Below are 12,417 nucleotides of genomic sequence, written 5' to 3' on the forward strand. Positions count from 1 at the left end.
TTATTTAACATTCAAATGCTTACTTGGCATGACCGCCAACGTTGACTGTATACTTCGCATAGCTCCTAAGTACCTCCATGATGCCGCAAACCTCCCCTCTGCAACTTCCATTAAAAACGTAAGATGCCCAATATACCCTCTAGCAAAATAGGGCTTCTTCCGGAAAAATCTCTTACATGCCGGAGTATCCAATGAATAAATCAGCCCTCCATCCTCCTTGATTTTTTTCATCTTCTCTCGCGCGACAGCCCGAGCTTTCCTGGCAGAAAGCTCACGAAGTGCAACCACCTCTTTTACAACCATTGTTGTTTCCAATACAATCGGGCACCCTCCTTCAAAAAAATTGACATCCGCTTCATATTTCCCAAAAAAATCATCCATATAGTCCAGTACTACACCTGTTTTATTAAGATGTAGATTAATTACTGCAGAATCAAGCTGCATACAGTATTGATTAAAATCCAAGCATGGTTCACGAGCTTCTAAAAACCGTACGACATCCTGCTGAGGCTTTAAATAGAGCGACCTCATATAAATACGATCAATCCCCTCTGGAGAGATGCTTTTATCGTTTATTACCTCCATCCCACCAAATCGCTCTACAACCCACCAAGCTTCTTTGGCTTCAGAAGCAAACCAATACACCCCGTATAAAATCACAAGCAAACAAACCGCGATAAAACAAAGTATATTTTTGATCAACGGAACGATCATCCAATACCTCCTAATTATTACATTCAGACCACTAGCAACTCTTCAAACGTTACCAATCACACCTCCCTATATTCACGCAGCCAATTTCCGACAATTACCAACGAGAGAACATCATAAAAACAGTATCCCCTCTGCTTCTCCGTGCGAGCTCCAACCAAGTGAGGAACCGTGAATTTTTCTTCGTTAACTTACGTGCACAGATACAAACTGTAATAGACACAGCATTCATTTAGATGCTTGGATAGATTTCATTGACCGATCATAGATACCGAACCAAACACTTGAATTTGTGCCAATTCGGATGAGGCGGTCGTGAGAGTCAACAACATTTTTCGTGCCGTTTTTGGAAGTGACAATTCGTAAGAAATAGTTTGTATTTTTCCGTTTAAGTCTGTTTGCGCTTGCTCGTTTTTCACTTGCTTTGCAGTGATCGGCGCGGGCGGGGTCGCGAACAACTCAGTAAAGAATTTAATTGCGGTCTCAGTACTTGCCTTGCGAGCATGCACTGCGCAAAAACTCTTCCCAATCGGAAGGATCAGCACAAACTTTCCATTTTTGTCTGGAATTGGCCAAGCGTCTCCTGGATAACCTGCCAGAAACATTGCAGCCTGTTCAGGAGGAAGCTTTGGCATAAGCTTCATCTTTTGTCGAAAAACCTCAAGGTTTAAAATATTCTCAAGGCAAAGCGACGTGTAAACTTTAAAAAACGAGTGGGTTTGATCGTCACCTTCGCTACCAAAGCAAACGTTTGACGTCAGGATGAGCACAAATATAACGGCGATAATTCTGGGCATGGAAAATCTCCGTAAATCTAACAATTAAGCTAAGGACGACCCCAACGTTTACTAATGCAGTGCCACATAAAGAACATAATTTTCATACTACTACCAACCATACAAAAGTCATCAATCACACTTCCTACAATTACGTAGGCCTCTTCTGATAATCGGCCCCAATCCCGTAGGAGTCTTCGCACAATTATTCACAAAAATAATAACTATCATTGAAGGGCGACCCGTTTTTACTATCAAATAATTTCAGACTGGCATTATCTGCGCGCTACTATCGTGGACGCCACTGCTACGCTGAAGCGATCCGCATGACTGCTGTGTCGCTGATGCTCAGGCTATCCAGATAAAACTGCGCCAATTTATCACTGGGTGGGACATTCGAATCTAGCTGCACTCCGGCCGCCGAATTCGGAAAAACGTACGCCAACATGCAGTTAAACGTGTCGCACAGTTCCGTTTGATCACTGGGTAAGACTTCATTGACGGATGACCGCCGCCGAACCCAGCACTTGAAGTTCTGCGGAATCGGATGGGGTTGTCGAGAGAGTGAACAACAATTTTAGCGGCGCGCCTGGAGTTGACCACTCGTAGGAAACAGTTTGTACTGGCCCATTTACGACGTCTTGTGTTTGTTCGTTTTTCACTTGCGTTGCGATGAGCGGATACGGCGCGTCTGCGACCAGGCTAGTGAACCTCTTTATTGCAGTCTCAGTACTTGCCCTGTGAGCATGCACAGCGCAAAAATTCTTGCTGCTATGAATGGTAAGCACAAACTTTCCATGTTTGTCTGGAACAGGCCAAGCGTCGCCGGGACGCCCCCCCAAGAATGGCGCTGCCTTTTCAGGAGGAAACTGTGGCATAGGTTTCAACTGTTCTCGGAGCGCCTCAAGATTTAAAAGATTCTTCATGCAAAGCAATGCGTAGATATTAGCGAACGAATTGGCTTGAGCGTCACCTTCGCTGCCAAGACAAACATTCGACGTCAGTGCAAGCATAAGTATAACGACGATAAATCTCGGCATTGAAAATCCCCCCAAGGCCCAAAATTCAAGATAAAAATGATCCGAAGAAGCTATCATTCAAAACACATTACCCATCTGCGCGACAGGCCAACGACTTCACGAAAACAAGTACTTTCAGATTAATTTTCGAGCTAATAAACCGAAAAAAGGTCAAGACCCAACGAATCCCGGCAAAATCAAGCCCATACCTTATCCAAAACTTGATCATGTAATGCCTCCTCAAATATCAGACAACGAAAACCTTCACATTGGTGACATAACAATCAGATTACTAGCAACTCACCAAATGTCATTACTCACGCTTCCCACAATCTTGTAGGCATCATCCGATAATTATTGCCACTTGTAGGACGTGCCTTACATGTGCGCTCCAACAAATGCAATCACTGCCCCACCCGAAAAAACAATCTCTTTTCCAGCCTGAAAACTCACCGCTCCCTCAAACTCTCATTCGCGTACTGCTGCAACGGACTCAAGAAATACTCAATCACCCTCCGCTCATCCGTCTTCACTTCAGCCGTCACAGACATCCCAGGAGACAACGAGACCTTCTCCCCTCTAACGATCAGATGATCCGCCTTCAGCCGTATCCGACTGCCATACACACGCCCCTTCTTCTCATCCTCAATCGCATCACTTGAAACGCTGACAACCTCGCCCTCCACCGTCCCATACTTGGTAAAAGTGAAGGTCTCCACCTTGACCGTGACGGCCTGCCCCGCTCGAACGAATCCGACGTCCTTGTTCTCCAGGAACGCCTCGACTTCCACCGGCTGGTTATCCGGAACGATCACCATCAGTGGCTGGGCCGCGGTGACTACGCCGCCGACGGTGTGAATCGCCAGTTGCTGAACGGTGCCCGCTACCGGAGCGTTGAGCAGGGTCAGTGATTCCTGGTAGCGGGCCTTGGCCAGTTCCTGTACCAGTCGTGCGACTTTTTGATCGGCCTGTTGCTGCAGGTCGAGCATGGCCCGGCGGGTCTGGGCGACGACGCCTTCACGGCGGCGCTGGGCTTCTGCCCGGGCGGCGGAGTATTGCAGCACGCTGGCCTGTTGCACCCGCAGGTGGCGCTGCAGGTCCAGGCGGGCCTGTTCTTTTTCCAGGTATTCGTGACGGGCCACGTATTGCTCGGTGAGCAAGCGTTGATAGTCTTCGGCCAGTTGGGTGGCGATCGGCAGGGTTTTCAGCAGGTTCGAGACCTGCGCCCGGGCGGCCTGTATTTCGGCGCTGCGCTGGAGGATTTCCGCATCGACCAGCTCGAGGCTGCTGCGGTATTCCTGGTATTGCCCTTGGAGCCAGCGCTGTGCGGCCAGCACTTGCTCGGGGTTGGCGTGCTCGATGGCGCCGATCAGGGAGTCCGGGGGCTGGCGGTGGTTGATCGCATCGAGCATTGCCGTGCCCCGGGCGCTGTCGATGCGCGCGGCCAGCAGGTCGCTCTGGATGAGTTTGACGTCGGCATCGGCGGACGTCGGATCGAGTTCGACCAGGCGCTCACCGACCCTGACTGTCTGGCCGTCGCTGACATGGATGGCTTTGACCACGGCGGTTTCGCTGGATTGAATCAACTTGATTTTACCGCTGGGGACGATCTTGCCCGGTGCGATCGCGACCACTTCTATCTTGCCGATCGAGGCCCACAGCACTGTCAGCATGGCGAAGGCCATGATGCTCCAGAGGAAGACCCGGGGAGCCGGGTGCACGGGCTTGTCCTGGAGCGCCAGGGCCGCGGGTAGAAACTGGATTTCATGGGGCAGGCGCCCCGCCGGCGCGTCCATCTGTCGGCGCTGGCGCCAGGACTGACGCCAGGCGTCGCGGTAGCGCTGCAAAAGATCAAGGCTTGCGGTCATGTGACAATCACTCCGTGAGTCAACAACAGGCGGGGTCGGCGATGCTTCAGGTGGCTGGTCGTTCAGCCTTGCTGCAGGCGGTGCAGCCGGCAGTAGTGCTCCGCCTGTTGGGCGATGAGTTCGGCATGTGAGCCCTGTTCGACGATTTGCCCGCGATCCACCACGAGGATGCGATGGGCATCCCGCACGGCGGACAGTCGGTGGGCGATGATGATCACGCTGCGCCCCTGGCAGATGGTCTGCATGTTCTGCTGGATGATCCGCTCGGACTCGTAGTCCAGGGCGCTGGTGGCTTCGTCGAAGATGAGGATGCGGGGGTCGCCCATCAGCGCCCGGGCGATGGCGATGCGCTGTCGCTGGCCGCCGGACAGCGAAGCGCCGTGTTCGCCGACGACGGTGTCGTAGCCTTCCGGCAATTCGAGGATGAAGGCATGGGCACCGGCCATTTTTGCGGCCTCGATCACCGCTTCGAGGGGAGCGCCCGGGTCGCTCAGGGCTATGTTTTCGCGGATGCTGCGGTTGAACAGCATGCTGTCCTGCAACACCACGCCAATCTGCCGGCGCAGGGATGAAACATCGGTCACCGCCAAGTCCATGCCATCGACCAGCACCCGGCCACGCTCGGGGACGTACAAGCGCTGGAGCAGGCGAGTCAAGGTGCTTTTGCCGGAACCGGACCGACCGACAACCCCGATCACTTCACCGGCTTCGACCTGCAGGTTTACCCCACGCAACACTTCGGAGCCATCGGTGCGATAGCGAAAATGCACCTGGTCGAACTCGATATGGCCTTTGAGCGGCGGCAGCGTGCTGCGGGTGCCCTGGGTCAACTCGGTGGGTGTATTGAGAATGTCACCCAGGCGCTGGACCGAAACACCCGTCTGCTGGAAGCTGGTCCAGAGCTGCGCCAGGCGCATGATCGGTTGCGATACGCGCCCGGCAAGCATGTTGAAAGCAATCAACTCACCCACCGACAACTGGCCGTCGATGACCAGCTGGGCACCCAGCCACAGTGTTGCCACGGTGACCAGTTTGCCAATCAGGGACACGCTTTCGTTAGCGATAGCGGACAGGTTCTGGGTCTTGAACCCGGCCGCGACATAGGCCGCCAACTGGTTGTCCCACTTGCGCATGATCTGCGGCTCGACCGCCATCGACTTGAGCGTATCGATACCGTTCACCGTCTCCACCAGAAACGCCTGGTTCTCGGCACCGCGCGCAAAACTGTCTTGCAGCCTCGATCTCAACAACGGCGTGATCAATAGCGAGACCAGCACATACAGCGGTAACGACAGGAGCACGATCAAGGTCAACCAGCCGCTGTAACAGAACATCACGACGATGAAGGCTACTGAAAACAGCACGTCCAACAGCAAGGTGATGGCATTGCCCGTGAGGAAGCTGCGGATGTTTTCCAGTTCACGCACACGGGCCACCGAGTCGCCCACGCGCCGCGCCTGAAAATAAGCCAAGGGCAAGCCGATCAAATGGTGGAACAGGCGTGAGCCCAGTTCCACATCGATGCGGCTGGTGGTGTGGGCAAATACGTAGCTGCGCAAACCGCTGAGGGCGGACTCGAAGACCATCACCGCCAGCAAGCCGGAGGCGATGACATCCAGGGTGGTCAAGCCCTGATGCACCAGCACCTTGTCCATGACCACCTGGAAGAACAGCGGTGTCACCAGTGCGAACAGTTGCAGGACAAAGGAAACCACCACGATTTCGCCCAGCAGCTTTCGGTGTTTGACGATGGCCGGGATGAACCAGGTGAAGTCGAAGCGCGAGTTCTCCCCGGGCAGTGCGGATTCGGAACGAACCAACAGCAACCCCCCGCTCCATCGAGCTTGCAGCTGGTCAAGGCTGATCACCTCGGGTCGGCTGGCGCGAGGATCCTGGATCAGGGCTTTTCCCTCATCCAGTTTGGCGATGATAAAAAAGCCGCCGTCACGATCCGTTGCAATCGCCGGTAGCGGGGTACGGTCAAGACGGGCAATCGTTGTTTTCACCGACTTGGCCTTGAAGCCCGACTTGCGCGCAGCCAAGAGCAATTCGGATTGTCCGAGCGCTTGCCCTTGGGTAGAAAACAGGTAGCTAAGGTGTTCGGTCGACGCCGCCACATTATGGAAGCGGGCCAGCATGACCAGGCAGGCAACACCGCTGTCGATGTCCGCAGTGGATTCAATCTTTTCTTCTTCGCTCATGAGACATCCTGGTCAATCGGAATGAAGCACTGAATGAGATAAAAACTGCCGATGTATCACCGGATCAAGTTCGCGCGGGACTATCGGGAGGAAGGAAATCCTGTTCAAAATCATAATTCCCGGACAGATAACTGTTCAGGCTTACAAGATCGTCCGGACTTAACAGTCCCGCCGCCTGTTTCAGTTTCAGGGTATTGATGATGTAGTCATAGCGCGCGTTGTTGTACTCCCTGACGACGTTATAAAGCTGGCGTTGCGCATTAAGAACATCCGCAAAGTTTCGAGACCCCATCTCCCAACCTACCTGGTTTGCCTGTACCGACGCTCGACTGGACTGAATGGACTGGCGTCTGGCTATTACCTGTTCGATATCGGAATTGACGGTGCGATGCAGATTACGAGTCACCAGCACTGTTTCCCGAAGCCGGTCTTCTTTTTCATATTGGCTTCGCGTCAACTGCTCGGTGGCTTCGCGCACTTGCGAACGGACCATGCCGCCTGAATACAAGGGAATATTAAGTTCAAGTGCGATGCTGCGTTGGGTAATATCATCCCGGTAGTTAGCGCCGCTCGTGACTTCACTGTTGCCTTTGCGATAGGAGACCACCGCATCCAGGGTGGGGGCGAATCCGGCCTTGCGTTGCCGCAAGGTATGTTCCGCCGCGACTACCGAAAATTGGCTGGCTTGCAGATTCAGGTTTTGTTGTACCGCCTGATTGACCCAGGCGTCCGCTTGCCCGGGTGCTGGCGCCACAATGGGCAGCCGGTGCTGGAGACCTTCAATCGCCGAATAGTGTCTGTTGGTCAGACGAGACAAGTCCCCGAACGCATCATGCACCTTGCGCTCCGCCAGCTTGCGGTTGGCGTTGGCATTGTCGTACGCCGCCTTGGCATCCAACAGGTCGGTGATGCTGGCCGCCCCCCTGGCAAGTCGGCCCTGGGCCTGCTGTAGTTGACGCTGCAGAGCGGTTTCCTCTGCCTTGGACGCTGCCACCCTGTCCAGTGCTCGCAAGGTTTCGAAATAAGCTTGTGCCACGTTGAGGATCAGTAATTGTTCTTTTGCCAGCAGCTCGAATTGATCTTTGCTCAGCGTCGCTTGCGTGGCGTCCAGCTGGAACCAGCGATCGGCACGAAACAACGGTTGAATCAAGTTGGCCTGAAGGGTTGAATCATTGCGAGAACGACTTGGAGAAGATCCGGTTTGGGTAACGGCAGCGGAGCGTGCCGAGGAGTTCAGGGTTGGTAATAACCCGGCGCGCGCCTGGGGTACTTTTTCCTTGAGGGATTCATAATGATGCCTGGCGGCCAACAACTGGGCATCACTCATTAACGCTTCTTCATAAACAGACATCAGGTTCGCGCGACCAGCATCTACATCTGCTCGCAGCGAAGATGGAAATAGTGAAAGCAAGACGACAAGTCCGATGATCTTCATCAGTACAATGTGTGCGCTCCAATTTCTAGCCCTCTCCCTCGGCATACTTTGACCCCCACTGGTTAAAACGTTATCTGAGTTGAATCCGTGCGATGGACACAAGGTGTTTCATCTGCTGACAAGATTACCCAGACGCTTGAATTAATGTGAGATACCGACTTCCGAGGCAGTTGTAATACTCATCCGGTAAATGATGATCAATTGGATAGTCACGTATAGGAAAAGTTACAAATGGAGTTTTCCTACAATGTTGAAATATTCGGACTACTTTTGGTTGGGGAAGGTTGGGGGATTGCGACAGGTGCAGTGTGAGTATTCTGGGTATTGAGTTGTTTGTGCCGGCCTCTTCGCTGGCAAGCCAGCTCCCACAGTGTTCTCTATGGAATGCAAATTTTGTGTTCACTGAAACAGTGTCGGAGCGGGTTTGCTCCGGTCGGCGTTCCGACGAAGGCGTCCGACCAGACACAAAAAAACCCGCCGATAATCACTCATCGACGGGTTTTTTATTAACGGCTAACGCTTAGATCGCGCCACGCTGACGCAGCAGGTCCAGCACTTGCTTGACGCTTTCTTCCAGGGACAGCGACTGGGTGTCGACCACGAGGTCGGCGTCCAGCGGCACGTCGTACGGGAAGGAATCGCCCGGGATGTTATCCCCGGCCGCCGCGTACAGGCCTTGCGGATCACGCTCGGCACAGACCGTCGGCGAGGCCTGGACGTAGACCGTCAGCAGACGCTCCTTGCCGATCAGTTCCCGGGCCTGCTCACGACCTTCGGCACTTGGCGCCACGAAGGCTGCCAGGGTCACCAGACCGGCTTCGTTGAACTGACGCGCCACGTGGGCGGCACGACGCCAGTTCTCGGTACGCCCGGCGCGATCCTGTGGCAGACCTTTGTTCAGGTCGTGACGCAGGTTCTGGCCATCGAGTACAAACACCGCACGGCCCATGTCGAACAGCTTACGTTCAACCGCGTAGGCCAGGGTGCTTTTGCCGGCGCCGGACAAACCGCTGAACAGCACGGTGGCCGGTTGCTGGCCGAAGCGCTGGGCGCGTTCTTCGGTGGCGACGTGGGCCAGTTTGCCGTGGTGGGTGCTGCTGCCATGGCTCAACGGCTGAGCGATGATCATGCCAGCGGCGACGGTGCCATTGGTCAGACGATCGATGACGATGAACGAACCGGTGGTGCGGTTGCTCGCGTAACCGTCCAGCGCGATGGCCGCGTCGAGGCTGACCTTGACCCGACCGATCTCGTTCAGTTGCAACGAACTGGCCGGGCCTTCTTCCAGGGTGTTCACGTCAACGCGGTTGACGATGCTGGTGATCGAACCCGGTACGTAACTGGTGGCGCGCTTGATGTCGTATTTCTTGCCCGGCAGCATCGGCTCTTCCGCCATCCACACCAGCATGGCGTCGAAGGCGTCGGTCACTTGCGGCTGGTTGTCGGCGTGCACCAGCAAGTCGCCGCGGGAGATGTCGATCTCGTCTTCCATGGTCAGCGTGACAGCCTGACCGGGACCTGCGTGTTCCAGTTCACCTTCGAAGGTGACGATGGATTTCACGCGGCTGCTCTTGCCCGACGGCAGGACGACGACTTCATCGCCCTTGTGCACGATGCCGCTGGCCAGGGTGCCGGCAAAACCACGGAAGTTCAGGTTCGGACGGTTGACGTACTGCACCGGGAAACGCAGGTCGGTGTAGTTGCGGTCGCTGGCGATTTCGACGGTTTCAAGGATTTCCATCAGCGACTGGCCGGTGTACCACGGCGAGCGCTCGGACTTGTTCACCACGTTGTCGCCTTTCAAGGCCGACATCGGCACGAAGGCCATGGTGCTCGGCTTGAAGGCGATACCGTCGGCGAACTTCAGGTAATCGGCCTTGATCGACTCGAAAACTGTTTCGTCGAAGCCGTTGAGGTCCATCTTGTTGATGGCGACCACGATGTGCTTGATGCCCAGCAACGAGGCGATGAAGCTGTGGCGACGGGTCTGGGTCTGCACGCCGTAGCGGGCGTCGACCAGGATGATCGCCAGGTCACAGGTGGACGCACCGGTGGCCATGTTGCGGGTGTACTGCTCATGGCCGGGGGTGTCGGCGATGATGAACTTGCGCTTGGCGGTGGAGAAATAGCGGTAGGCGACATCGATGGTGATGCCCTGCTCCCGCTCGGCCTGCAGGCCGTCGACCAGCAAGGCCAGGTCGACGTCTTCACCGGTGGTGCCGACTTTTTTCGAGTCGCGGGTGATGGCTTCCAGGTGATCTTCGTAGATCATCTTGGAGTCGTGCAGCAGGCGCCCGATCAGGGTGCTCTTGCCGTCGTCGACGTTGCCACAGGTCAGGAAGCGCAGCATTTCCTTGCGTTCGTGCTGGCCCAGGTAGGCGAGGATGTCCTCGCTGATCAAATCAGATACGTGCGACATGACAACCCCTTAGAAATAACCCTGACGTTTCTTTTCTTCCATCGAGCCTGCGCCATCGTGGTCGATGACCCGGCCCTGGCGTTCGGAAGTTCGCGTCAGGAGCATTTCCTGAATGATGTCGGTCAGGCTGGTAGCCTCGGACTCGACCGCACCGGTCAACGGGTAGTCGCCGAGTGTACGGAAGCGGACCTTCTTCTTGACGATGCGCGCCTTGTCTTCATCGCTCAGGTGATTGAGCAGGCGTTCGTCGTCGATCATGATCCAGGTGCCATTCATCTCGATGACGTCGCGTTCGGCGGCGAAATACAGCGGCACGATCGGGATGCCTTCGAGGTAGATGTACTGCCAGATGTCCAGTTCGGTCCAGTTCGACAATGGGAACACACGAATGGATTCGCCCTTGTTGACGTTGCCGTTGTAGACGTTCCACAACTCCGGGCGCTGGTTTTTCGGATCCCAGCGGTGCTTGGTGTCACGGAAGGAGTACACGCGCTCTTTGGCACGGGATTTCTCTTCGTCGCGACGGGCACCGCCGAACGCGGCATCGAAACCGTACTTGTCGAGGGCCTGCTTGAGGCCTTCGGTTTTCATGATGTCGGTGTGCTTGGCACTGCCGTGGGTCAGCGGGTTGATGCCTTGTGCCACGCCCTCGGGATTGACGTGCACCAGCAGGTCCAGGCCGAGCTCTTCGACCATGCGGTCGCGGAACGCGTACATTTCCTTGAACTTCCACTGGGTGTCGACGTGCATTACCGGGAACGGCAGTTTGCCCGGGAAGAATGCCTTGCGCGCGAGGTGCAGCATTACGGCGGAGTCTTTACCGACGGAGTACAGCATCACCGGGTTATCGAACTCGGCGGCGACCTCGCGGATGATGTGGATGCTTTCGGCCTCCAGCTGTTTCAGATGCGTCAGTTTGTCGACCATGGCTACTCACGAAAACGATCTTATGGACGGCCAGCGGGCCGTGTTCGAGCGGGGAATCCTAGCACAGCGACCTCTTCTAATCAGGACGCCGGCTAGATCGAAAGGGTATATGAATATACCCCCTCGTTTGGGCGCTACGGACCCGTAGGAGCGAGGCTTGCCCGCGAAGAACGTTAACGCGGTGTACCTGATCAAACCGCGTTATCGTTCTTCGCGGGCAAGCCTCGCTCCTACGGGGGAGAAATCGGGGGTATTCAAATCGGATTCGGGCAATCGATGAAGATGTGTTCCAGGGCAAAACGCCGCGCCAGGTAATCGCCCAACGCCTGCACACCATAACGCTCGGTGGCGTGGTGACCGGCGGCAATGAAGCTGATGTCATTTTCCCGGGCGCTGTGGAAGGTTTGTTCGGAGGCTTCACCGGACAGGTACAGATCGACGCCGGCCAGCACCGCCTGGTCAATGTAACCCTGACCGCCACCGGTGCACCAACCCACCCGACGAATCATCTCGCTGCCTTCGATCAACAACGGCTCACGGCCCATGACTTCCTGCACCCGGCGCGCGAAATCCCGCGGGGTCACCGGTTCGTTCAATGAGCCGACCAGGCCGACCACCTTGAGGTTGTCCGGGTCCAGCGGGCCTTCGACGGTGATGTCCAGTTGACGCGCCAGCTGCACGTTGTTCCCGACTTCGGGGTGCAGATCCAGCGGCAGGTGGTAGGACAGCAGGCTGATATCGTGCTTGAGCAGGGTCTTCAAGCGACGCTGCTTCATGCCGGTGATGCACGGATTCTCGCCTTTCCAGAAGTAGCCATGATGCACCAGCACCAGGTCGGCGCTGGCTTCCACGGCGGCGTCGAGCAACGCCTGGCTGGCGGTGACGCCACTGACGATGCGCATCACCTGCGGCCGGCCTTCAACCTGCAAGCCGTTGGGGCAGTAATCGGCAATCCTGGCGCTGTTGAGGTAACGGTCGGCTTCTTCGACCAGGGTGCTCAAGGCGACGGCCATAAAAGACTCCTAAATATCCCGTTCAGAGGCACGCTTGGCCTCGTATAA

9 protein-coding genes are annotated in these 12,417 nt (G+C 55.6%); all 9 read right to left on the reverse strand.

Features of this window, described 5'->3' with window-relative positions; genetic code table 11:
• A complete protein-coding gene (locus tag PMA3_RS24980; RefSeq protein ID WP_064679696.1) occupies positions 1-714 on the reverse strand; it encodes a hypothetical protein in 714 nt (237 codons plus the stop codon).
• Positions 715-962: 248 nt separating this feature from the next.
• The gene (locus PMA3_RS24985) at positions 963-1,508 is read right to left on the reverse strand and encodes an NMCC_0638 family (lipo)protein (protein WP_064679697.1); all 546 of its coding nucleotides are present in this window, start codon (positions 1,506-1,508) and stop codon (positions 963-965) included.
• Between the two features lie 473 nt (positions 1,509-1,981).
• Positions 1,982-2,584 carry an NMCC_0638 family (lipo)protein gene (locus PMA3_RS24990; RefSeq protein WP_082930418.1) on the reverse strand — a complete coding sequence of 201 codons (603 nt, stop codon included), beginning with the start codon at positions 2,582-2,584 and terminating at the stop codon, positions 1,982-1,984.
• 371 nt (positions 2,585-2,955) lie between these two features.
• Complete coding sequence (locus tag PMA3_RS24995; RefSeq protein WP_064679698.1) at positions 2,956-4,374, reverse strand: HlyD family type I secretion periplasmic adaptor subunit; 1,419 nt, start codon at positions 4,372-4,374, stop codon at positions 2,956-2,958.
• 62 nt (positions 4,375-4,436) lie between these two features.
• Positions 4,437-6,575: a type I secretion system permease/ATPase gene (locus PMA3_RS25000; protein ID WP_064679699.1), complete on the reverse strand. Its 2,139-nt coding sequence runs from the start codon at positions 6,573-6,575 to the stop codon at positions 4,437-4,439.
• Between the two features lie 64 nt (positions 6,576-6,639).
• Positions 6,640-8,013 (reverse strand): TolC family outer membrane protein, encoded by a 1,374-nt coding sequence (locus PMA3_RS25005; RefSeq protein WP_420848706.1) that lies wholly within the window; start codon positions 8,011-8,013, stop codon positions 6,640-6,642.
• Positions 8,014-8,530: 517 nt separating this feature from the next.
• Positions 8,531-10,429, reverse strand: coding sequence for a sulfate adenylyltransferase subunit CysN (gene cysN / locus PMA3_RS25010; RefSeq protein WP_064679701.1), 1,899 nt, complete (start codon positions 10,427-10,429; stop codon positions 8,531-8,533).
• Positions 10,430-10,438: 9 nt separating this feature from the next.
• A complete protein-coding gene (gene cysD, locus PMA3_RS25015) occupies positions 10,439-11,356 on the reverse strand; it encodes a sulfate adenylyltransferase subunit CysD (RefSeq protein ID WP_064679702.1) in 918 nt (305 codons plus the stop codon).
• 254 nt (positions 11,357-11,610) lie between these two features.
• A complete protein-coding gene (locus PMA3_RS25020) occupies positions 11,611-12,369 on the reverse strand; it encodes a Nif3-like dinuclear metal center hexameric protein (RefSeq protein WP_064679703.1) in 759 nt (252 codons plus the stop codon).
• Positions 12,370-12,417 lie beyond the last annotated feature (48 nt).

The sequence above is a fragment of the Pseudomonas silesiensis genome (assembly GCF_001661075.1).
Classification (GTDB): Bacteria; Pseudomonadota; Gammaproteobacteria; order Pseudomonadales; family Pseudomonadaceae; genus Aquipseudomonas; species Aquipseudomonas silesiensis.

Excerpts from the sequence above, each read along its gene's own strand:
- PMA3_RS24985 (WP_064679697.1), bottom strand. The coding sequence starts at position 1,508 with ATGCCCAGAATTATCGCCGTTATATTTGTGCTCATCCTGACGTCAAAC.
- PMA3_RS24980 (WP_064679696.1), bottom strand. The coding sequence starts at position 714 with ATGATCGTTCCGTTGATCAAAAATATACTTTGTTTTATCGCGGTTTGT.
- PMA3_RS25020 (WP_064679703.1), bottom strand. The coding sequence starts at position 12,369 with ATGGCCGTCGCCTTGAGCACCCTGGTCGAAGAAGCCGACCGTTACCTC.
- cysD (WP_064679702.1), bottom strand. The coding sequence starts at position 11,356 with ATGGTCGACAAACTGACGCATCTGAAACAGCTGGAGGCCGAAAGCATC.
- PMA3_RS25000 (WP_064679699.1), bottom strand. The coding sequence starts at position 6,575 with ATGAGCGAAGAAGAAAAGATTGAATCCACTGCGGACATCGACAGCGGT.
- cysN (WP_064679701.1), bottom strand. The coding sequence starts at position 10,429 with ATGTCGCACGTATCTGATTTGATCAGCGAGGACATCCTCGCCTACCTG.
- PMA3_RS24995 (WP_064679698.1), bottom strand. The coding sequence starts at position 4,374 with ATGACCGCAAGCCTTGATCTTTTGCAGCGCTACCGCGACGCCTGGCGT.
- PMA3_RS24990 (WP_082930418.1), bottom strand. The coding sequence starts at position 2,584 with ATGATAGCTTCTTCGGATCATTTTTATCTTGAATTTTGGGCCTTGGGG.